The organism is Gardnerella sp. c17Ua_118, from assembly GCF_055804255.1.
The window spans coordinates 717,928-740,513 of record NZ_JANUYT010000001.1 but is presented as its reverse complement, the minus strand read 5'-3'; the positions used below and the strand labels follow the sequence as shown (position 1 = coordinate 740,513).

Below are 22,586 nucleotides of genomic sequence, written 5' to 3'. Positions count from 1 at the left end.
TGCGTGTGAGTGACAGGAGACAACGGTGAGCGAGATTGCCCAGACTGACAATTTCAACGACAAAACCATAATCAAGGTAGTCGGCGTCGGTGGAGCCGGTGGTAACGCCGTCAACCGAATGATCACCGAGGGTTTACAGAACGTAGAATTCGTAGCAATCAACACTGATGCTAAGGATTTGTTGCGTTCCGACGCTGATGTAAAGATTTCATTATCTGATGCTTCAAGTCGTGGTCTCGGTGCTGGTGCTGATCCAGAAAAGGGTGCAAAAGCTGCACAAGATCATCAATCCGACATTGAAGAAGCATTAAAGGGCGCCGATATGGTGTTCGTAACTTGCGGCGAGGGCGGCGGAACTGGTACAGGTGCAAGCCCAATAGTTGCGCGAGCTGCACACCAGCAGGGTGCCTTAACAATCGCAGTAGTTACGCGTCCTTTCGGGTTTGAAGGACCTCAGCGTGCTGCATCGGCAAAACTTGGTATTGAAAATCTTCGTAAAGAAGTCGATGCTTTGATTGTTATTCCAAACGATCGTTTGTTGGAAATTTCAGATCGAACTATCGGAATTATTGAAGCTTTTAAGACGGCAGATACCGCATTGCTTGCAGGCGTGCAAGGTATTACCGATTTGATTACCATGAATTCTTATATTCATGTTGATTTTTCGGACGTTACCGCCGTTTTGCGTGGTGCAGGAACCGCGCTATTTGGAATTGGCGCTGCAAAGGGAGAAGACAGAGCTACTCAAGCTGCTGAAATTGCTATTAGCTCCCCATTGCTTGAAGAGAGCATTGAAGGTGCTCACGGTGCTTTGATTAATATTGCAGGTCCAAGCGATTTGAAGTTGCAAGAAGCAAGTGCTGCAACAGAACTTGTTCGCAAGGCAATTCATCCAGAAGCCCAGATTATTTGGGGTCTTTCTTTGGACGATTCTTACGGAGACGAAGTTCGCGTTACTGTTATTGCCGCTGGTTTTGATTCCCACCCTAAGGTGGAAGACGATAAGGCTGGTGCTTTTGTAGATATGCAAGCAGGAGTTGATTCTGTTGCCCCAGCTCAGTCAACAACTCCAGTCGCATCTTCTGCAAAGCCTGTTGTTGCTGAAGAATCTTCACATCCTGTTTCTTCTATGTTTGATTCTGTTGCTCCAAGCCAGAATTACCAAGCATCGGCTTCTAAAGATAAGCCTCAAGACGAACCAGACGAATTGGATATTCCTGATTTTCTACGTTAAGCATAGCGATAGGAGGGCAGCTTAATGGCTGGCTTTATGAAGAACATGATGTCTTACGTAGGCATGAGTGATGTTCAAGACGACGATGATTTCGTTGATTCTCAAGCGCAAGAAACTTCGTTTGACAACGATCACAACGTTGCTCCTATAAGTCTGCATAATTCAGAATCGCAGTTGGGTAATGGCACTGCTTCTCGTGCTGGAGCAGTCCGCATGAGTCGCATTACAACGATTCATCCAAAGTCTTATGACGATGCTCAATTAGTTGGGCGTGCGTTAAGAGATGGAACTCCAGTTGTTTTGAATCTTACTGGTGTTAGTGAATCTGTTGCGTATCGCATTGTTGACTTTTCTGCTGGAGTTGTGTTTGGTGTTCGTGGGTCTATTGAGCGAGTAACGCCAAGAGTGTTTCTTCTAAGTCCTTCGCAAGTAAACATAAAGGTTGAAGACGCTCCTAATGGCGGTTCTGCTAGAGAATTGTTCTCGTAAAGATACAAGCTTAGTAGCAAAGACCGCTTATAGCATTTGCTTTATGCGTTATTTAGATTTAAGGCAGAGTCTCTTTGAGATTTCTGCCTTAAATTATCTAATATCAATTATCGAATAAAAATTATCTAATAACAAAAAGCTTCTTAACTTTTATTGTGATGATTGTTTACTTGTGATTGTTTTAAGAAAGTTTATTTACGGAAGTGAGTTTATGATTTTTAACAGCTTAATATTAATCATTAATCTTTTTCTAAGCGCATACTTAACAGTGCTATTTATTCGCGCAATTTTAGACTGGATTCCAATCGTATTCCATTCATTTAGGCCAAATGCGATTGTTAGAAAATTTGCTCAAATCGTATATTATTTAACGGAACCGCTTTTAAGATTTGCGCGTAGATTCATACCACCTGTAAGGCTCGGTAACATAAGTTTAGACGTAAGTTTTATGGTTGTTTACTTTTTGATAATTGTTTTACAAGTGATTTTATCTATGATTTATTAAGATTTTTTTATTAAGACTTTAAGAATGTTTACTATACGCGCGCAATCGCCACTATTCTTAAATGATATTCGTATTATTATCTATTAATCACATTATTTACTAAACATTTACTAAACGTAAGTCTTCATAATAAAAATAAGTCTTCATAATAAAATATTGGCAGATTTCGTAAAAAATAATTACTTTTTACACAATTTTTTCTATGGACGTGATAGCATCGAAGAGATATATCAAAAGGGCTGCGCGCCCAAAAGTGAGGTGTAATGCATTATGGCTCTGTTAACGCCTAAAGACATTCGCGAGCATACCTTCCAGATCGTTAGATTCAAGGGAGGCTATGACGTTGACGAAGTTGATGACTTTTTAGATCAGGTTACAGAAACAATCGAAGCGCTTGGTCAGCAGGCCGTGCAAGGACTCGGGGCTTCTACGCAGTCTCTTGGCGCTGATGTTGCTAGCTTAAACAATAAGATTGCAGACTTAACAAATCAGGTTGAATCTTTAACTAAAGAAAATAATGATTTGCGAGAAGCATCCAGCAATGCAAGCAAGAGTGATAACGATCTTGCAGCAAAGCTTAAGGAAGCGGAAGAAAACAACCGTGCATTGAGCGAGCAAAATCAGCAGCTTAAGGAGCAACTGGATGGATTGGGTGCTCAAGTAGATCAGCTTACCGCTCAAGCTGCAAATGCAGATAATGCTAAGGCAGACGCTGATAAGAAGATTCAAGAAGAGCTTGAAAACGTTACGCGCGAGCGCGATGACTTCCGTGCAAGCAGCGAAAACTTGGGTCGTGAGCTAGAAGAGGTTCGCCAGCAGCTTGTTGTAACTCAGCAAGAAAATGCTAAGGTTCAAGATCTTAACAAGCAGCTCGAAGAATCGCATAAGCGAGAAGAACAGCTTCGCGAGCAAGTTTCTAAGATGGAACCAAGCACAGAAACTGGTAGCTTGCAAAAGATCGCAGGCGCTGGTGCGGAAGCTCAGGGGTCGGAGCCAGAGCGTGCTACTGCTATGTTGACTCTTGCAATGCAATTGCACGATCAATATGTAGACAAGGGCAAGGCAAAGGCTCAGCAGATTGTTGAAGAAAGCCAGGCACGCTATAACGAGATAATTGCCAAGGCAGACGAATATTCTGGTCGCACGCACAGCGAGGCTGACGAATACAATAAGCAAACTCGTGGGGATGCGGATGATTATTCGGTTCGTACTCGCGGAGATGCCGATGCTTATGCGGCTCGTGCTCACAACGAGGCAGACGCTTACTCGGGCAAGGTTCGTCAAGCTGCGGATGACTACTCCAAGCAAACTCACGATCAAGCTGATCAATACGAAGCAGAAGTTCAGCACAGGGCTGCGGATTACGATTCCACTACTCGCACTTCTGCAGACGCATATGCTCGCCAAGTACGTGAGAATCTCGAGAAGCAAACTAAGGTTATTGAAGGAAACATTCAAAGCCTTAAGCAGTTTGAAACTGAGTATCGTACTCGCTTGACCGACTTCTTGGGTCAGCTTGTTGCTCAAGTTTCCGACGAAAACACGTATACATCTATGGAAAATCAAGATAAGCAGGATAAGTAGTATTTACTAAAATTTGCTAGTAGTATTTACTAAATCCCTTTAGATTGGAAAATACATTGACGCATAGTTATGTGCGTGTAGAACGGCTGCGTAATCGCGCAGCCGTTTTTGCACTGATTGCTTTTATTGGCGTGGTTTTAGACCGAGTAACAAAAGTTTGGGCTTTAGCAGCGCTTAGTGGCGGAAAAAACATTGATATTTTTCCACACTTGCTCTCTTTTACTCTTGTTAGGAATCCTGGAGCATCTTTTGGCTTAGGATCTTCTTTTACTTGGGTTATTAGCGTGTTAGCGTGCGCTGCGTGCGCTGCTATGATTGCTGTTATTAAGCACACAAAATCCTTATATTGGACTATTGCGCTTGCTTTAGCTTTTGCTGGAGCTTTTGGAAATCTTATTGATAGAGCGCAATATGCTCAAGGATTTTTGAACGGAAAAGTCGTAGATTTTATAAACTACGGATGGTCCGTTGGAAATGTGGCAGATATTGAGCTTATGTTTGCAGGAATCGCAGTTATATGCCTTATTTTGATTGGGATTCCTCTTATAGAGCGCGCTGATGAGTGATATTCGTTTTACTGTTACGAGTCAATTTGCCGGATGCAGATTCGACGTGTGCTTGTCGAAGCTTATGGGAGTATCGCGTGCAAACGCAATATCGCTAATCGATAGTGGCAAAGCAAAAATCTTAAATAGAAAGTCGCAAAAATCGTCTATTTTGCAAGAGTCTTATGTGATTGTTGTAAATAAAGAAGACGATTGTGTTAGTGATTGCGATTGCGATTGTGCTAGTGCTTGCGATTCTTCCAGTAATCTTCAAAGCCAGCCCGCTATGTGCGATTTAGAAATCGTATACAACGATGACGATGTTGTAGTAATAAACAAGCCTGTTGCAATGGCGTCTCACGCAGCAAAAGGGTGGAACGGGCCTACTGTTCCAGAAAGCCTAGAAGCTGCTGGGATTAGAATAAACACAACGCTTTGCGACGAATCACGCAAAGGAATCGTAAGCAGGTTAGACGTTGGAACAAGCGGCCTTATGCTCGTTTGCAAAACGGATTTTGCTTACGAAAAGATGAAGCAGCAATTTGCTAGTCATAGTGTTTCAAAAACTTATACGGCATTAGTGCAAGGAAATTTGGAGCAAAACAAAGCGACTATTGAAGCTCCGATTGGAAGGTCGAAAGTATCTGACTTTAGGTTTACTGTAACAAAAAATGGCAAGCCAGCTGTAACACATTGGGATGTTTTGGAGCGCTTTGGAATTGCAACTTTAGTTAGCGTAAATTTAGAGACGGGTAGAACTCACCAAATACGCGTGCATTTTTCTTCGATTGGCCATCCGTTAGTGGCGGATAAAATGTATGGAGCAAACCCAAAACTCGCGGAAAAACTAGAGTTACAACGCCAATGGCTTCACTCAACTAAGCTAGAATTTAAGCATCCTAGAACAGGAAAATTAGTTAAGCTTGAATCGGAGTATCCGCTAGATTTGCAACACGCTTTACAAGCCGTGCGGCAACTATAAAAGCGAGCATATTTAGCAAAGCAGGTCATATTGCATCTATAAAATAGCAAGCATGACTAGGCCAGAAACAAACTTCGTACATTTGCATAATCACACGCATTATTCGCTTTTGGATGGTGCTTCAAAGATACCAGACCTAGTTGCGAGTGCAAAAGAATTGGGTATGCCAGCTATTGCGATTACAGACCACGGCAATATGCATGGAGCATACGAGATGTGGAGCACGGCTGTAAAAGCTGGGATTAAGCCGATTATTGGAATCGAAGCTTATGTGACTCCAGAAACAGCCAGACAAGACAAAAGCCGAGTTCATTGGGGAACGGAAGCGCAAAGAAGCGACGATGTTTCTGGCGGTGGTTTGATTACTCACATGACAATGTGGGCCGAAGATGATGAAGGCTTAACAAATTTACTTAAAGCATCGTCTATAGCCAATTTGGAAGGTCGCGTTATGCGATATCCTCGAATGGATAAAGATGTGCTTTCAACGTATTCTAAAGGCGTTATAGCGTCTTCTGGATGCCCATCTGGAATTATTCAAACGCGTCTTCGTCTAGGTCAATTTGATGAGGCTTTACGCGCTGCAGGCGAGTTCCAAGATATTTTTGGTCGAGATAATTTCTTTATTGAGCTTATGAATCACGGGCTTTCTATTGAAACACGAGTTACAAAAGATTTGCTCGAGATTGCTAAAAAGTTGAATGCTCCACTTCTTGCTACAAACGATTTGCACTATGTGCACGAAGAAGATCGCGAAGCGCAAGATGCAATGCTTTGTATTAATTCTGGATCTCGCTTAGATGATCCAGATCGTTTTAAGTTTGACGGTTCTGGCTATTATTTGAAGTCTGCTGAGCAAATGCGTGAGCTTTTTAAGGAGTTTCCAGAAGCTTGCGATAATACTCTTGAGATTGCTCGCCGATGCAATGTTATGTTTGATGACGGCGAAGATGGCGCTTTTATGCCGCAATTTGACTGCCCTAAAGGTTGGGATGAGACTTCGCTATTTCTTAAAAAAGTCGAAGAAGGATTAGAGCGCAGATATAACAATAACGTTCCTATTGAAGTCTTAAAACAAGCAGACTACGAGTGCGGCGTTATATGCCAAATGCAATTTTGTGGCTACTTTTTAGTTGTTGCAGACTATATTAATTGGGCAAAAGAGCATGGGGTTATGGTTGGCCCTGGCCGAGGAAGTGCAGCAGGCGCAATGGTTGCGTATGCAATGGGCATTACAGAACTAGATCCAATGAAGCATGGCTTGATTTTTGAACGATTCTTAAACCCAGAGCGCGTATCTTTGCCAGATATTGACGTTGACTTTGACCCAGAAGGTAGAGCCAAAGTTTTGGAATATGTTGGCGAAAAATATGGAAAAGATAAAGTAGCGCAATGCGTGATTTATGGCACAATTAAAACAAAACAAGCACTTAAAGATTCTGCTCGAATAATGGGCTATGAGTTTTCTGTTGGAGAAAAAATTACAAAGATTTTGCCGCCTCCAAAAAACGGCAAAGATATGAGTTTCCACGATATTTTTGACGAAAAGTCAAAGCGTTATGCGGAAGCTCGCGAGTTTCGCGAGATGTATGATAGCGACCCAGATACAAAGCGAATTACAGAAGAAGCAAAGGGTATTGAGGGTCTGATTCGCCAAACGGGTGTACATGCTTGTGCAACGATTATGGGTTCGGAGCCTATTACAGACACATCTCCTCTGTTGGAGCGCACTGATGGCACGATTACAACTACCTTTGAGTATCACACTTGCGAAACGCTTGGCTTAGTTAAGATGGATTTTTTGGGTCTTTCTAATTTAACAGTTATTAGAGATACTCTTAAAAACGTTGAAAATAATGGAAAAGAGCCTATTGACTATACTAAAATTCCGCTTGACGATAAAGAAACATATCAGCTTCTTGCAAGAGGAGATACTTTAGGCGTTTTCCAGCTTGATTCCGACGGTATGCGTGCGCTTCTTCGCACTCTAAAACCAGATAACTTTAACGATATTTCTGCTTTGATTGCGCTTTACAGACCAGGTCCTATGGATATGGATTCGCACACCAATTATGCTAAGCGTAAGAACGGTTTGCAAGATATTACGCCTATTCATCCAGAGGTTGCGGAGCCACTAAAAGATGTTCTTGGAGAAACTTATGGTTTGATTGTGTACCAAGAGCAGGTGCAGTCGGCTGCTCGTATTTTAGCTGGATACAGCCTTGGCAAGGCAGATGTTTTGCGTAGAGCCATGGGTAAAAAGAAGCCAGAAGTGCTAGCTAAAGAGAAAATACCGTTCTTTAAAGGCATGAAGGAACATGGTTATTCAGAAGAAGCTGCCCAAGCTGTTTGGGATGTTCTGGTTCCATTCTCGGGTTACGCGTTTAATAAGGCTCACTCGGCTGCATACGGTTTGATTTCTTATTGGACTGCTTACTTAAAAACGCATTATCCTGTGGAATTTATGGCTGCATTGCTTCAAAACGAGCGCACTAATAAAGATAAGACAGCACTCTACTTAGGCGAAGCAAGGCGCATGGGTATTCGCGTTTTGCAACCAGATATTAATGAGTCGGTTCTTGAATATTCTGCAGTTGGAGATGTTGTGCGCTTTGGCCTTGGAGCTGTACGAAACGTTGGAGATAAAGCAGTTAACGATATTATTAGCGAGAGGGAAAGCGAGCGCGGAAAATTCGTTGATTTTAAGGATTTTGTAAATCGCGTATCGTTTGAATCTCTGAATCGCAGACTTGTTGAATCGCTTATTAAATCTGGTGCTTTTGACTCAATTAGCACTTGTAGGCGAGCACTTTTTGAAGTTTATAATCCACTAATTGACTCAGTTATTTCTATTAAGCGAAAGCAGGCAGGTGGCCAATTTGACCTTTTTGCCGATTTGGATGATTCAAGTAATGAGCTTGGAGATGCACAAATCAATATTCCAGATGTTGAAGAGTGGGATAAAAAAACGAAGCTAAACTTTGAGCGAGAAATGCTTGGACTTTATGTTTCGGATCACCCTTTGAGTGGACTTTCTGCTGTTTTGGCTGGTCTTAGAGAAATGTCGATTGCGCAGCTTCTAAACCGTGCTAGAACTATGAGCGAAAATCAACAAGTAACTCTTGCAGGACTTGTTACTAGCGTAGATAGGCGAGTGTCTAAAAAAGGTAATGCTTGGGCGATTGTAACTATTGAAGACATGGAAAGCTCAATACAATGCATGTTCTTTGGCAAAGTTTACGAGTCTTCTGCTGCAGAACTTGCGATTGATCAAGTTGTGCGAATTAGGGGCCAGGTAGAAGTTCGAGACGAAACTGTTTCTTTAAGAGCTACGGATTTTGAAGTTCCAAGCTTAGAGGCAGAAGACGCTCAACCTGTAACTATTGTTTTGCCTTTGCAAGCGCTAGAAAAGTCTCGTATAAAAGAGCTTGAAAACATTGTTACAAGGCATCCCGGTTGTTGTGAAGTAAATCTTGCTTTGATTGACTCTAAGGGGTGCGCAAAAGTCTTATCTTTTGGAGATAGATTTAGAGTCAAGCGAGATACGTCACTTTTTGCAGAGCTAAAAATATTGTTTGGCCCAGCTTGCTTGCCAAGTGCTTAAAATAAGCGCCTAAAATAAGCTAATCGCGTAAAATATTCTTAGAGTGATTTAGAGTGATTTTAAGCGTTTTAAGAAGTGGTAGTTATAAGTAAAGATAAGTGAAGATAAGTAAAAACAAGTAAAGCAAGGCTTTTTAATTTAGAAGGTAAAAGATATGTGTAAAGATAACGACGATTTGAGTAAAAACAATAACGTTAGCGATAATAATAATGGCGTTAATGGCAATAATGGCGTTGGTTCTAATGATTCTAACGATGTTCGTACTTCTTTTACCGATAAAGAGCTGGAAGACGCATTGCTTGGTTTTGAAAAAGAGTTTAGCGAAGAGCAAAATCGTGATTCAATCGATGATGCTGTAAAAAAGATTGAGCAAGCGGATTTTGAAGAAGATTTGCAAGGTTTGCTTGGAAAAAAGGCAAAGTGCGCGCTGTTCTTAACAGCTATAGAGCCAGGAGAGCTTCTTGCATCTTTTTGCAAAATGGCTGGAGTTAATGCGGATTGTTTTAACGACGAAAATGGTGGAGTCGCAGTTTTACGTGATTTAGACGAAGACAATCCAGAAAAATCAGTTAAAAAATTTACCGACTATTTTCGTGGAATGCCTGCTGTTCTAATGGTAAATCGCGCTAATAAGATTGATGCAAAAGTTTATGAATACAATCGAGGCGTTTTAGACGTTGTTCCTCCTATGATTCTTGCAATGGCTGCTAGATGTGTTGAAGATCTTATGATTTGTTACTCAAGTGTTAAAGATCTTAAAGAATCTGGGATTGAAGTTACAAGTACAGATGATTTAAGCGATGATCAAGCCAAAGAGATTTTTTATAAATATGGCAAAAAGATGTAGTCTATGTTAAATAGATTGCTACTAGATTGCTATTAGATTGTTACATTAAAAATAAGTAAATTCATGCTCATAAAGCTAAATAAAAGCGAAAAGTAAGAGATAATATAATAATTAGTCTCTTAAATATTAGTTAAAGAGTATGAGAGAAAAACACATAGTTACACACTTAAATTGATTGGACTGTAGATATGGATAGACAGCAAGAATTCGCTTTGCGTACAGTTGAAGAGCGTGACGTTCGTTTTATTCGACTATGGTTCACGGATGTTCTTGGAACACTTAAATCGGTTGCTATTGCTCCAGCAGAGCTTGAAGCTGCGTTTGAAGAGGGTATTGGCTTTGACGGTTCTGCGATTGAAGGCATGACTCGCGTTTTAGAAGACGATATGATTGTTAAGCCAGATCCTTCGACTTTCCAACTTTTGCCATGGCATGGCGGTCCAGAAGGCACGGCGCGCATGTTTTGCGACGTTTTAACGCCAGATGGGGAGCCGTCTCTTGGAGATCCGCGTCACGTTCTTAAAACTGCGCTCGCAAAAGCTAAAGAAAAAGGCTTTACTTTTTACGTTCATCCAGAAATTGAGTTTTACTTATTTGAAGCGCAAGATGATTGGTCTAAGGCGCCTGTTCCTATTGATGAAGGTGGGTATTTTGACCACGTTCCAAGAAGTTCGGCAATGGACTTTCGTCGTAGTGCTGTGAGTATGCTTGAACAGATGGGTATTTCTGTTGAGTATTCTCACCACGAAGGCGGTCCTGGTCAAAACGAGATTGACTTAAGATATGCAGACGCTCTTACTACTGCAGATAACATTATGACTTTCCGCACTGTTGTTAAGGAGATTTCTCTTGAGCGCGGAATGTATGCCAGCTTTATGCCTAAGCCGCTTACAGATCAGCCTGGTTCTGGTATGCACACGCATTTAAGCCTGTTTGAAGGAGATTCCAACGCTTTCTACGAGGCTGGTCAAGAGTTTAATATGTCTCTTATTGCGCGCCAATTTGCGGCTGGTATTTTGCATCATGCTGCAGAAATTTGCGCTGTTACAGATCAATACGTTAATTCTTACAAGCGCTTGTGGGGTGGAGCGGAAGCTCCTAGCTATGTTTGCTGGGGTCATAGCAACCGTTCTGCGCTTTTGCGTGTGCCTCAATATAAGCCAGGCAAAGGCAATTCTTGCCGTATGGAGTTTCGCGCGCTCGACCCTGTGGCGAATCCATATCTTGCATACTCTGTTTTGTTGGCTGCTGGTTTAGATGGCATTGAAAAGCAAATGACTTTGTGTGATCCTACTAGCGACGACGTTTGGGAGCTTACAGATGCTGAGCGTCAAGCTATGGGAATTCAGCCTCTTCCTGAGTCTTTGGATGAAGCTTTGAAGATTATGGAGAAGTCTGATTTTGTAGCTAGCGTACTCGGTGAGCATGCGTTTGAATACTTCTTGCGCAATAAGCACAAAGAGTGGGAAGAGTATCGTCGCCAAGTAACGCCTTACGAGCTAGAGAAATACTTGCCTAGACTGTAGGTTTTTGCGTTTAGTTTGTGTTGACTATTAAAATCGCGTGATGTGCTGTGGTGGCGTGTCGCGCGATTTATTTTTAGGTTTTTCTTTGATTATTTTTTAACATTTTTCGCAAATTTTTTTATATTGTTATATCTGAATGTTTATGTTTGAATGCTAGTTTCTAAGCATAATTTAAACGTTTGTTTATTTAATTTAACTTTTGTTGGCAATTGAAACATTTTATAACAAAAATCGCAAACTATTGCACAATAAAGAAACAATGATATATCTAAAATTATCCAATTGTAATGTTGATTTTCAAAATTATGATAATAAAATTTTTGCTTGGTTGCATTTGAATAATTTTGAAAATATTCGCGCAATCCATGATTTACAACGACTGTAATATCATGCCAAATACACAAAGGGAGGTAACTCAAGTGAAGAAGCTGATTCTTGATCTTGATACTGGTGTTGACGATACTCTCGCTATATCTTATGCTCTTGGAAGCCCAGAAATGGAGCTTATTGGCATAACTGGTACGTATGGCAACGTTTTAATGGAGCAAGGTGTTCGTAACGCGCTTGCAATCACAGACTTACTTGGGCATCCAGAAGTAAAAGTTTATAAGGGACTTTCGCACGCAAGCACAAAAGATTCGTTTGAAGTTCTTCCAATTTCTGCATTTATTCACGGAGATAACGGAATTGGCGATGTTGAGATTCCAGATTCTGCACGCAAAGCAGAAGATGAATCAGCTGTTGATTTTATTATCGATTCTGTAAAGAAATATGGCAAGGACTTGGTGTATGTTCCAACAGGACCAATGACAAATATTGCTGCTGCGTTGAAGAAAGCTCCAGAAATCAAGGACGAAATCGGAAAGATTGTTCTTATGGGCGGCGCGCTTACTATTCATGGAAACGTAAACGCTTGGACCGAAGCGAATATATCTCAAGACCCAGATGCTGCAGATGTACTATTCCGCTCTGGTGCTCCAGTAACAATGATTGGTTTGGATGTTACTTTACAGACTTTACTTACCTACAAGGAGACAAAGCAGTGGCGTGACCTTGGTACAAAGGCTGGCAAGTTCCTTGCAGATATGACCGACTTTTACATTAAGGCATATGAGACAACGGCTCCACACCTTGGCGGATGCGGTTTGCATGATCCTTTGGCAGTGGCTGTAGCTGTGGATCCAACACTTGTTACAACGCTTCCAATCAATATGCAAGTTGATGTTGAAGGCCCAACTCGTGGACGCACAATTGGTGATGTTACGCGCTTGAATGACCCTGTTAAGACAATGCAAGTTGCTGTTGGTGTTGATGTTCCACGATTCTTGAACGAGTTTATGACGCGCATTTCTGGCTTGGCAAAAATCGCTGGCTGAGTGCGGATTTTACGCGTTTTAATTCCGTTTTAGCTCCGTTTTTTGTTGTTCGACACGCCGCAAATCGCAACATTTTCTGCAATATGCGACGTGTCTTATTTGCCAATGTAAAAACTAAAAATATTAATTGATTGGATTATTATGACTGAGATTGCAAAATCTAGCGCGGTAGACCCATACGAGGATCCAAAAACCCGCGACAAAGTGGCGATTTACTCGCTAATTTTACTTCTTATAACCTTTATTCTTGGAACATTGTGTTTGCAAGGATTTAATCTGGTATTCGATCAGATTGGTAAAGCTGTTGGTGCTCCTAATCAGGCTTCTCTTATTACGAGTTTGCCAATTATTGTTTTAGGCATTGTGTGCTTTATTTACGGCTCTTTGGGTGACTTTGTGTCGCTTCGTAGACTCATAACAATCGGACTTGTAACATTGTTTGTTGGATCGTTGTTTGGTTTTATTGCAAACTTCTTCTTCACTCCAAACTTGTGGACTGTTATTATTGCGCGTATTTTACAAACAGCTGGCGAGCAAGTAGCAGGTTCTTCATTCCTTGTTATTGCAACTAAGTATTTGCGCAACGATCTTAAGGTAATTTTCTTTGGACTCTTTACTGCAGCATATCAGCTTTCTGCTTCTATTGGCGTTTTTGCCGCTGGTGCTCTTAGCTCTATTGCTTGGCAGTATTTGTTCTTGATTCCTGCAATTACCATTCTGTTCTTGCCAGTTCTTGTTAAGTTCTTGCCTACAAAGAACGGTATTGGTGGAAAGATAGATAAGCTTGGCTTTACAGTGTTTGGTATTGCTGTTGCATTGCTGACTTTGTTCTTCTCGTACAAGGCATGGGGATTGTTGCTTGGATCCATCGTGCTGTTTGTTGTGTTTGCTGGTTATATTATGAAGGCAAAGAACCCGTTTGTAACTCCTGCATTCTTTAAGAATAAGCGTTGGCTTTCGGGCATTGTCTTAATATTCATCTTCTACTTTACTAACTATTGCATGCCTCCAATTTACAATGTTATTGGTGGAGCTTTGTATCATATGAGCACTGAGGCAGTTTCTTCCTACCTTGTATGGGCATTCGTTGTAGCAGCAGTGTTTGGAACATGCTCTGGAACAATTATCGGTTTCATTGGACGTAAAGCTGGCATTATTATAGCTGCTGTTCTTATGATTCTTGGATGGGTTGGAGCTGCTGTATTCATCAATTGCGGATTCCTTGTTCTAACTTTGTGCGCATGCGTTTACTACGCTGGTTGCGGACTTATGTATTCGCCAATCGTTTCAACGGTTCTTAGCGCATTGCCTGTTGAAGAATCGGGTCGTGGATGCGGTATGAACGATTTAGTTATGAATGTTACAGCATCAATCGGTATTTCCATTTTCAGCGGTTTCTTTGGCGGAAACTTGCTAAAAGGATTCTCTTTTGCTGGAATCCAAGGCTTAGGTGCAGGTTATTCTAACTTGCTTATGATGGGCGCTATTGTAGCCTTTATTGGCTTAGTAGTTTACATTGCTCGTAGCCTTATGGTTAAAGAGTAATTATTATTTACTCAATATGTTAGTGGTCACTATCTTGCAGTCATCTTTGGCTGCGTGGATAGTGACCACTTTTTTGTAGTCTTATGCCGCGCATTTTTAAACTAACATAGTTTTTACACTAACATAGTTTTTTCATGCGCTGAATACTAATCTTTTGATATTGTATTGGTGAAGCTTATTTTTAATGATTATTTAAATTAATTGTCGTTATAGCCAAAAACGTTACTTTTTAATACTTCTTTCCACCATGATTCTCTGCCTCGAACAAAATCATCTTCAACTTTCGCATTATAGTTTTCAAGAATTGAATATTGGAAATGTTTTTCAATATATTCGATTCCCTCAGCTTCAACTAGTTTTATAAGTTCTTTATTTCCACCATGACCAGTTTCTAAATAGTCCTTCCAGCGTTTTAGTAGCATTTCATTTTTTGAAGTTGCAGAGCCAACATACAATTTACCAGTATTCGTATCTGTTATTAGATATACTGCCTTTTGATTGCTTAGGGCTGCAATCCAATCATTATAACTGTTTTTAACAATGCGTTTTAGATCTGAATATGAAAGTTTAACATTGTCGTATCCAGGAAAACTATCATCTCTGAATGTGTCTGGTAGAATTTGAGAAACTTCTAAGTCGCTTTTAAGATTGTTAAGCCATCTAACTAATTGTTCATGTTCATTGTGGAATTTTACAATTACTCTTCCAAAATATTTTTCATATTCCTTTATTGGAGTTCCTTCATAGCCTATTCCTTTTTCGTCTACATTTAAATCTTTGCTGACGGTGTCGATTGTTGTTAATAGCCATTGATCTTTGTTTTTGGGCATGCGTACTAAACATATTGCGATTTGTCCAACTTGGAATAGGGACTTACTATACTTCCAGTAAAGCCATTGTTTGTTAATTATCTCGCGATTATCTTGATAAAGCTTAATAGGATCATCATGTCTATTATTCATATTAAAACGTATTTTTGTATTTGCTGCCTGTTCTTCTGTGAGATTTAGCAAATCATTTAATTTAATCATTTTATTCCTCACTTCTAAACTATCTGCATAAATCTTCGTTGGTTTTTATGCATGTTTTAGTGCAATCATTGCGCTAATTCTAAGTGTACTGCCACTATTATGCACACATGAATAGATTGAAGAATCTTTATCTAATTTTTTATAGATTGCGTTAATTATATTATTTGTATCTTTTGTGGAAAGATTTATGCCATTCTCTATGTATATTAAGGCGTCACCTTTTATTAAATTACTGTCTATGTTATCAATTTGCTCACTAATTTCATCAACGGCATTATTGAGGTCTTTTTGTTCTGATTGAACTAATTTTAGAACAGAGCCTTTTGCAACCAACAAAATATCTTCATTGCTTAAACCCATTTGATTGTTTGGGCTTGTTATGTTTTTTATAAATTCCATAGATTTATTTAATGTTGTGTTAGCATCTTCTGTATCAACTGGTGCAAAAATTAAATCAGTATTAAGTGAGTCTTTGTTGTTTTTGTTAAATATAGAAGCAGTCAATTTGTAATCTTTATTGTTTTGCATCTTATTATATTCCTTTATTTATGTTGTTATTTTTTGTGGAATATGACAATTATAAAATGTAAATGCAATAGTTAAAACTACTTATGAAAATTTTACATTAATTGATGTTGATGGCTCAACTCGTGGACGCACAATTGGTGATGTTGTGCGCTTGAATGACTATGTTAAAACAATGCAAGTTGCTGTTTGTGTTGGCGCTCCACGATTCTTGAACGAGTTTATGACGCGCATTTCTGGCTTGGCTAAAATCGCTGGATGAGTATGTGAATTTTTAACTTTTGTGCTATCAAATCTTTTTCATGCGCTGAATACTAATTGGGTATGCTGTTCCAAGCTCTTGCGCCCAAAGAGAAACGTAGAATTCTTCGCACATCCACTTTAGTTTTTGCGCCTTTTCTTGAGCATCATCTCTATTGGGTCCTGCAGGCAAGCTTTCTGCTCTCTTTTGAGCTTCTAACACAAGCTTATGAGCTTCATCTGCCTGCCAAGCCCATTGAACATCTCGATTTTTGTCTGACTTAGCTTTGTTAAGTCGAATCAAATCCGCATGTAAGTAGCGCTCTATTGAAGTAAGTGAGCTAGAATCTGCTTTTGCAATGAATCCAGGAAAAACAAGAGAAGATGCGTGTTCTTTAATCGATTGAAGAACACTAAGCATTGGCAAGTCGGCTTTGCCGCTAACAGCAGACTCGACTTTAGCAAATCGCTCCAAAATAGCAATAACACTGTGTGCAACGCTATAAACCGTGTCTTCGTAAACTTCGGCAATATTGCCAACAGCTTCTTTAAGCTCAACATCGTTAGTAATTTTTTGCGTATTTGGTATAAGTCGCTTAATAGCTGCCATTTGCAAATCTTGAGCCAAATCTTTAGAAGACTTATAAGGTGCAGAAGCAAGTAGCAAAGCCTCGCTGCCGAGCCATCTAGATGTAATGCGCTTATCGTCTAAAATAAGCATGTTAAGCGCGCCTTGCCAAACCATTTGAGATCTAGAAAGATTAGTTGCTCCAGACTTGTGTAATAAATCTGCTCGCTCAACAACATTTCCGGCCTTTGCAGCTTTAATCGCCTTGCTGTTAACAACATTTAACGCACATTCTTGAGCTGATTTTGCAAAGCGATGCTGAAGGCTGATTAGAGACTTGTCTGTTCCTAAAACAGTAGGCTTAATACGCTTGTTGTTTCGATTATGAAAGTTGTTTTGATTAGGTTTGTTTTTATTAGTTTTCTTTTGCTCAACGCTAAAAGTTACGCGTAAATAAGGAGATAGTCGTTGTAGCTGATCTTCGCTTAAAACTTCTGGGTGGATTTGTGCTCCAACAACATTAATCGCAGCTTTAGTAAAGACTTCGCTAAAGTCTTGCCAAATAAAATCTTCTTGCGGATTTTTGTTTATTCCTGGAAGATAATCGTAGTTTTCGTCAATCCACTCGCGGATTTTACGAGCAGTATCTGGAGCTGGCACGAATTGCACGCGCAAAGTCTTAGGAAGAGACTTAATCATGCCAATAATAAGCTCATCTAATAAGCCTGGCACGTTCCAAGTAAACTCTTGAGGCTTAAGTCGCAAAAGCGCATGAAGCGGAACGTGTACAGTTACGCCATCTAAAGGATTATGCGGATCGTAAATGTAGCTTAAGCGCAAATTAATTTTCTGGCCGTCTGTTCCAATCGTATGCCAAGTATCGGGGTAGTCTGCTAAATCAGTGTCATTTGCGTATTGCAATCGCTCAACACAATCTGGGTTAAAATCAAGAAAATGCGGATCTTGAAGTCTGTAATTTTTCCACCATTTAGCTAAATCTGCAATAGTTGTAGCTTCTTGAGGAAGTTTATTATCGTAAAAAGTAAACAAATCCTCGTCGTTTACAGTTTCGCTTGCCTGCCTAGTGCGATTTGTTTGATTGTCGGCATCGTTCAAAACGTTAATATTTGAGGAGATAAAATCGTTGAATGGAAAACGCTGCTGAACATTTCCTTCGACTAAGCCTTGACGAATCATTAACATTCGAGATTCGTAAGGGTTGATTTTAGACCATTGAACAGTGCGATTTTGCACAATAGGCAAGCCGTACAAAAGCACTTTCGATTGAGCAATTGCAGCACCTTTGCTTGCGCTCCAATGAGCATCTAAATATGTTACGCGAGTAAGGTTCTTAGCTAAAGACTCCGCCCAAGCAGGGTCGATTTGCGCGCAATACCTTGCCCAAAGTCTAGAAGTTTCAACCAATTCCGTACACATAATCCAAGAAGGAGTTGCTTTAGAAACAGATGAAGATGGGAAGATTGCAAACCTTGTGCTTCTAGCGCCTTGATAATCATTTTTTGCCATTTTTTGAGCGCGCTTAATTGCGCGAATTTTGGCTGTTCCGCGAAGTCCTGCAAAATCCGAAGCCTTAGGCTCGCGAATAACTTGCATGCCAATCATAGAAAGCAAGCCAGAAAGCATAGAAGAGTGGATTCCTTGATAATCCCAAGTGCAGCAAAGACTGTGAGCCGCCTGCTGATTATTTGGCAATTGGCGGATTTGTAAAGGCGCGCGTTTAATCGGCAGTGATTCGCCAACATTATAATGAAGCTCCTTGCATAAATCTTTAAGCTGATTAACTAAATCTTTCCACTGTTTTAGGCGTAAAAAGTGGAAAAATTCCTCTTTGCAAAGTCGCCTTAGTGCGTTGTTGCTGATTTCGCCATCCGCCTGGAATATGCGATCCCAAATATTCAATGCTGTTAAAAAGTCACTTAACTCATCGGCGTAACGATTGTGTAATCTATCTGCTTCTTCGCGCTTGTCCTCTGGGCGCTCGCGCGGATCTTGCAAGCTCAAAAATGCAACAATCACAAGAATCGCAGCTAAAGTATTAGGTGTAGTGTTTCGCGCAGCTTCAATAATCATGCGGCCAAGGCGAATGTCAATTGGAATATGACTAAGCTCGCGGCCAATGCGAGTCAAGCTTATAACACCAGATTTTCTACTTATTGCACCAAGCTCGCTAAGCTCGTTAAAACCGTCGCTTACAGCCTTAATATCTGGAGGATCAATAAATCCAAAATTCGTTATATCTTCGCCAGTTTTAGCAACACCAACAGAGAGCATGTGTAAAACAACAGCTCCAAGTGAAGTGCGCAAAATCTCGGGGTCGGTAAAGCGCGGGCGAGTCTCGTAATCTTCCCTAGAATACAAGCGAATAGCAATGCCATCTGCAATTCGCCCACAACGACCAGAGCGCTGATCCGCGCTTGCTTGAGAAATAGGTTCTATAGGAAGACGCTGAACTTTAGCAGACTTAGAATATCGCGAAATTCTAGCAAAACCAGGGTCTACAACGTAGCGAATCGAAGGCACTGTAAGAGAAGTTTCTGCAACATTAGTGGCGATTACAATGCGCTGATGAGTGTGATGCTCAAAAACGCGATGCTGGTCTTTAGAAGAAAGACGTGCAAAAAGTGGAACAATCTCAATGGCGTCACTGCGATTCATGTCGCTTGTGCGCGCACCGAAATAAGAACGCAACGATGCTTCAAACTCGCGAATATCGCGCTCGCCAGAAGCAAAAACCATAATATCTCGCGCGCCTTGAGTGTGTGTTGAATGAATCACAAGTTGAGCACATGCGCGAGTTACAGCAGAAGCAATGTCTTCATCACAAATATCGCCGCTTTGCGAAAAACTAGAAATACTTTGGCTTTGCGCAACACTTTCATCATCCATAGCAATATCGGCAAAACCTGGAACATGCTTCATAAGCGAAGGCGCGCTTCCAAGCGGCTCGTAAAGTACGCGCACAGGGTATGTTCGCCCCGAAACCTCTATAACAGGAACTTTAATGTGTAAAGCTTGCTCAAAATGGTCTTTGAACTTTGCAGAATCGATTGTTGCAGAAGTAATAATAAGCTTTAAGTCTTTGCGTTTTGGCAAAAGAGTTGTTAAATATCCAAGCAAAAAATCAATGTTTAGGCTGCGCTCGTGAGCTTCATCAATAATAATCGTGTCGTAGCGCGTAAGAAGTGGGTCGCGCTGAATTTGAGCAAGCAGAATACCGTCTGTAACTATGCGAAGCTTTGTTTTGGATGAGCTTTCGTCGTTAAAACGCACCTGGTAGCCGATTTCTTCGCCAAGCTTAACACCCATTTCGCTTGCGATTCTCTCGGCAACTGTGCGTGCAGCAAGTCGTCGAGGTTGTGTGTGAACAATTTGCTTTCCGCGACCGCCTCTGCCAAGTTCCAAAGCCATTTTTGGGATTTGAGTGGTTTTGCCAGAACCAGTTTGACCAGATACGATTACAACTTGCGACTCTTTAATAGCTTCAATAATCTGGTTGTGTGCAGCACAAATCGGCAGTTCACTAGGATAGTCAAAGTTCATATTCAATCCTATTTTCTTAAGACTTCTATAATCCTGTATCCTTTAGAGCTTGCGTATTTTTCAACGCTAAAATCTTCCCCAAGATTTTTAGAAAGCCAAGGGATTAAGGAGTCTGAACCAAGATTTTTTTGAACAACCAAATAAGCAGCTCCACCAACTTTTAAGCGAGGAAGCCACGTGAGCAAAATATTGTGTAAAACGTCTTTTCCAACGCGGATTGGAGGATTAGACCAAATAAGATCAATGTCTTTTAGCTCATCTTCTTTTAGCGCATCTTCTACAAGATAAGTGTGAATGTTATTTAATCCAGCATTCTTAGCGTTAATATTAGTAAGTTCTAGAGCGCGCTCGTTAACGTCTACAGCGTAAATTTGCGCATTAGGAGATTCAAAACCTAAAGCCAAACTAATAGCGCCCCAGCCGCAACCGATATCGAAAAATCGCCCATTTTCTGGGGGTTGTGGAGCGTGTTTAAGAAGAACTGCAGTTCCTAAATCAAGTTTAGAAGAGCTAAAAACTCCGTTAGAAACTTGCACGCTAACCTCGTGACCGCGCAAATCAACTTGCAAAGTTCGTCTTAAGTCTAAAGAATTTGGATTAGCGGAAAAATACTGTTCGCCGCTAGTCTTAGATTCTTTAGCATTCTTGTTTGTTTTAGTAGCATTAATGCTGCTCGTCTTTTTAGTTTTATTAAAAGTGTTAATAGCCATTTTAGTGTTGCGTTAAAAATTATGTCTTCTAGATTCACAATAATAAAACAAACGTTGTAAATCGTGTATTAACAAGGGATTTAGCGTTAGTAGTTAAAGAAAAATAACAAAGGGCATAGTTTTGGTAGATACTTTAGCAAATAGTGATTTGGCAAGTGGTGATAATAATATGCCTGAGCATAAAAATGAGCATAAAGACTTTCTTTCAGGTCATAGTGAAGTTCTGCTAGACAATGCAAACGCTGGATCAAGCCTAGAAAGTAACGATGAAGCTTGGCAAGAGCGCGAATCAAGAAACGCGTTAAAACGAGTTGCTGGCCTTGGAGAATTACAAGACGTAACCGAAGTAGAGTACAGAAAACTAAGGCTGGAACGTGTTGTTTTAGTAGGTGTGTGGTCTAGTGCTCGCGGAACTTTAAGCCAAGCAGAAGAGTCTCTTAGAGAGTTGGCCGCTCTTGCTAAAACCGCTGGAGCAGTAGTGTGTGACGGCATGTTGCAACAAAGATATAGGCCAGATGCAGCAACGTATGTTGGTTCTGGAAAGGCGCGTGAACTTGCAGCGGTTGTGGCGCAAAATGATGCGGATACGATTGTGGTAGACGATGATCTTCCACCAAGCCAGAGAAGAGCTTTGGAAGACGCCACTAAAGTCAAAGTTGTAGACAGAACGGCTGTTATTCTAGACATTTTCGCTCAACATGCAACAAGCAGGGAAGGAAAGGCACAAGTCGAGCTTGCTCAGCTTCAATACATGCTTCCGCGACTTAGAGGTTGGGGTGCTGCTCTTTCTAGGCAGGCTGGCGGTCGTGCTGCTGGAGACGCTGGAATAGGCTCTAGAGGCCCTGGCGAAACAAAAATCGAGATGGATAGGCGCGCAATTAGGAATCGAATTTCAAAATTGCGTCACGACATTGCGCTAATGGCACCAACTCGCGAGACAAAGCGCGGATCTAGGCGTCGTCAAGATATTCCAACCGTTGCAGTAGTAGGGTATACAAATGCTGGAAAATCTTCGATTATAAATAGGCTTACAGGATCTAAAGAACTTGTAGAAAATGCGCTTTTTGCCACTTTGGATACTGCTGTTCGAAAGTCTTTAACTAAAGATGGTCGCGCGTACACGCTTGTAGACACGGTTGGTTTTGTGCGAAGGCTGCCAACTCAGCTAGTAGAAGCGTTTAAGTCCACTTTGGAAGAGGTTGGCCAAGCAGACGTTATTTTGCACGTTGTTGACGGATCTCACCCAGACCCTGTTTCTCAAATTGAGGCAGTTAACGAGGTTTTGGCTCAAATTGATGGAGTGGAAGACATTGCGCAAATTATTGCGTTTAACAAGTCGGATGTTATGCAAGAGCCAATGCGTTTGCGCTTAAAATCTTTGTATCCTGATTCTTTAATTGTGTCTGCTGCAAGTGGAACAAATATTGACCGTTTAAGAACGCGCATAGAAAATTTGTTACCTTCACCACATGTTCATGTTAAAGTTAGGCTTCCTTATAGTGATTATTCTGGATCTTTGCTATCTAAAGTTAGGGAAAATGGCATTGTAAAATCAGTGGAATATAAGGATTCTGGCATAGAATTAGATGCTTTTGTTGGAGATTCTTTGGCGGCAAAACTTATGCAAATTGCGTTTTAAGCAAAACTCCTTAGGTGTGATTAAAGTAAAAACTGTTCATGCATATATCTCTATTATTAGAGCAGCCCTTATATT

General features: G+C 40.8%; 16 protein-coding genes and 1 pseudogene. 13 read left to right on the top strand and 4 right to left on the bottom strand.

What is annotated here, in order from left to right; all coding sequences use genetic code 11:
* The first annotated feature begins 25 nt into the window (after window positions 1-25).
* The 11 genes from ftsZ to NYP69_RS03010 all read left to right on the top strand — a co-directional run bounded on the left by ftsZ (window position 26) and on the right by NYP69_RS03010 (window position 14,237).
* Entirely contained in the window at window positions 26-1,234 is a 1,209-nt protein-coding gene (gene ftsZ / locus NYP69_RS03060) for a cell division protein FtsZ (protein ID WP_020973343.1), read from the top strand.
* A gap of 24 nt (window positions 1,235-1,258) precedes the next feature.
* On the top strand, window positions 1,259-1,723 hold the full coding sequence (locus NYP69_RS03055) for a cell division protein SepF (RefSeq protein WP_016635704.1): 465 nt from the start codon (window positions 1,259-1,261) through the stop codon (window positions 1,721-1,723).
* Window positions 1,724-1,934: 211 nt separating this feature from the next.
* Entirely contained in the window at window positions 1,935-2,228 is a 294-nt protein-coding gene (locus NYP69_RS03050; protein ID WP_473412916.1) for a YggT family protein, read from the top strand.
* A gap of 270 nt (window positions 2,229-2,498) precedes the next feature.
* Window positions 2,499-3,812: a DivIVA domain-containing protein gene (locus NYP69_RS03045; RefSeq protein WP_016787380.1), complete on the top strand. Its 1,314-nt coding sequence runs from the start codon at window positions 2,499-2,501 to the stop codon at window positions 3,810-3,812.
* A gap of 71 nt (window positions 3,813-3,883) precedes the next feature.
* Window positions 3,884-4,378, top strand: coding sequence for a signal peptidase II (locus tag NYP69_RS03040; RefSeq protein ID WP_473410574.1), 495 nt, complete (start codon window positions 3,884-3,886; stop codon window positions 4,376-4,378).
* A complete protein-coding gene (locus NYP69_RS03035) occupies window positions 4,371-5,339 on the top strand; it encodes an RluA family pseudouridine synthase (RefSeq protein WP_473410573.1) in 969 nt (322 codons plus the stop codon). The genes NYP69_RS03040 and NYP69_RS03035 overlap by 8 nt, the downstream gene beginning before the upstream one ends.
* Window positions 5,340-5,391: 52 nt before the next feature.
* A complete protein-coding gene (gene dnaE / locus NYP69_RS03030) occupies window positions 5,392-8,943 on the top strand; it encodes a DNA polymerase III subunit alpha (protein ID WP_020758928.1) in 3,552 nt (1,183 codons plus the stop codon).
* A 154-nt stretch (window positions 8,944-9,097) separates the two neighbouring features.
* Window positions 9,098-9,790, top strand: coding sequence for a hypothetical protein (locus NYP69_RS03025; RefSeq protein ID WP_004130326.1), 693 nt, complete (start codon window positions 9,098-9,100; stop codon window positions 9,788-9,790).
* Between the two features lie 188 nt (window positions 9,791-9,978).
* Window positions 9,979-11,316: a type I glutamate--ammonia ligase gene (glnA, locus tag NYP69_RS03020; protein ID WP_004130324.1), complete on the top strand. Its 1,338-nt coding sequence runs from the start codon at window positions 9,979-9,981 to the stop codon at window positions 11,314-11,316.
* A gap of 419 nt (window positions 11,317-11,735) precedes the next feature.
* Entirely contained in the window at window positions 11,736-12,692 is a 957-nt protein-coding gene (locus NYP69_RS03015; RefSeq protein ID WP_004132582.1) for a nucleoside hydrolase, read from the top strand.
* A 141-nt stretch (window positions 12,693-12,833) separates the two neighbouring features.
* Window positions 12,834-14,237, top strand: coding sequence for an MFS transporter (locus NYP69_RS03010; RefSeq protein ID WP_102703007.1), 1,404 nt, complete (start codon window positions 12,834-12,836; stop codon window positions 14,235-14,237).
* Between the two features lie 197 nt (window positions 14,238-14,434).
* Here the strand turns inward: NYP69_RS03010 and NYP69_RS03005 are convergent, their stop codons facing one another.
* Both NYP69_RS03005 and NYP69_RS03000 read right to left on the bottom strand, forming a co-directional pair.
* Window positions 14,435-15,268 (bottom strand): GIY-YIG nuclease family protein, encoded by an 834-nt coding sequence (locus NYP69_RS03005; RefSeq protein ID WP_128813972.1) that lies wholly within the window; start codon window positions 15,266-15,268, stop codon window positions 14,435-14,437.
* A gap of 45 nt (window positions 15,269-15,313) precedes the next feature.
* Window positions 15,314-15,796 (bottom strand): hypothetical protein, encoded by a 483-nt coding sequence (locus NYP69_RS03000; RefSeq protein WP_128813973.1) that lies wholly within the window; start codon window positions 15,794-15,796, stop codon window positions 15,314-15,316.
* A gap of 103 nt (window positions 15,797-15,899) precedes the next feature.
* Here NYP69_RS03000 and NYP69_RS02995 point away from each other — a divergent pair.
* Window positions 15,900-16,055: pseudogene (locus NYP69_RS02995) on the top strand (nucleoside hydrolase); the annotation flags it as partial.
* A gap of 27 nt (window positions 16,056-16,082) precedes the next feature.
* On the opposite strand, the gene hrpA reads toward NYP69_RS02995, so the two are convergent.
* The gene (hrpA, locus tag NYP69_RS02990; protein WP_128813975.1) at window positions 16,083-20,162 is read right to left on the bottom strand and encodes an ATP-dependent RNA helicase HrpA; all 4,080 of its coding nucleotides are present in this window, start codon (window positions 20,160-20,162) and stop codon (window positions 16,083-16,085) included.
* 8 nt (window positions 20,163-20,170) lie between these two features.
* Window positions 20,171-20,872, bottom strand: a complete 702-nt coding sequence (locus NYP69_RS02985) for a class I SAM-dependent methyltransferase (protein WP_128813976.1) — start codon at window positions 20,870-20,872, stop codon at window positions 20,171-20,173.
* Window positions 20,873-21,041: 169 nt separating this feature from the next.
* On the opposite strand from NYP69_RS02985, the gene hflX reads away from it, so the two are divergent.
* A complete protein-coding gene (gene hflX / locus NYP69_RS02980; protein ID WP_473410776.1) occupies window positions 21,042-22,511 on the top strand; it encodes a GTPase HflX in 1,470 nt (489 codons plus the stop codon).
* The last annotated feature ends 75 nt before the right edge of the window (window positions 22,512-22,586 follow it).

Excerpts from the sequence above, each read along its gene's own strand:
- NYP69_RS03045 (WP_016787380.1), top strand. The coding sequence starts at position 2,499 with ATGGCTCTGTTAACGCCTAAAGACATTCGCGAGCATACCTTCCAGATC.
- NYP69_RS03010 (WP_102703007.1), top strand. The coding sequence starts at position 12,834 with ATGACTGAGATTGCAAAATCTAGCGCGGTAGACCCATACGAGGATCCA.
- hflX (WP_473410776.1), top strand. The coding sequence starts at position 21,042 with ATGCCTGAGCATAAAAATGAGCATAAAGACTTTCTTTCAGGTCATAGT.
- NYP69_RS02985 (WP_128813976.1), bottom strand. The coding sequence starts at position 20,872 with ATGGCTATTAACACTTTTAATAAAACTAAAAAGACGAGCAGCATTAAT.
- NYP69_RS03000 (WP_128813973.1), bottom strand. The coding sequence starts at position 15,796 with ATGCAAAACAATAAAGATTACAAATTGACTGCTTCTATATTTAACAAA.
- glnA (WP_004130324.1), top strand. The coding sequence starts at position 9,979 with ATGGATAGACAGCAAGAATTCGCTTTGCGTACAGTTGAAGAGCGTGAC.
- NYP69_RS03035 (WP_473410573.1), top strand. The coding sequence starts at position 4,371 with ATGAGTGATATTCGTTTTACTGTTACGAGTCAATTTGCCGGATGCAGA.
- hrpA (WP_128813975.1), bottom strand. The coding sequence starts at position 20,162 with ATGAACTTTGACTATCCTAGTGAACTGCCGATTTGTGCTGCACACAAC.
- dnaE (WP_020758928.1), top strand. The coding sequence starts at position 5,392 with ATGACTAGGCCAGAAACAAACTTCGTACATTTGCATAATCACACGCAT.
- NYP69_RS03055 (WP_016635704.1), top strand. The coding sequence starts at position 1,259 with ATGGCTGGCTTTATGAAGAACATGATGTCTTACGTAGGCATGAGTGAT.
- NYP69_RS03050 (WP_473412916.1), top strand. The coding sequence starts at position 1,935 with ATGATTTTTAACAGCTTAATATTAATCATTAATCTTTTTCTAAGCGCA.
- NYP69_RS03025 (WP_004130326.1), top strand. The coding sequence starts at position 9,098 with ATGTGTAAAGATAACGACGATTTGAGTAAAAACAATAACGTTAGCGAT.
- NYP69_RS03005 (WP_128813972.1), bottom strand. The coding sequence starts at position 15,268 with ATGATTAAATTAAATGATTTGCTAAATCTCACAGAAGAACAGGCAGCA.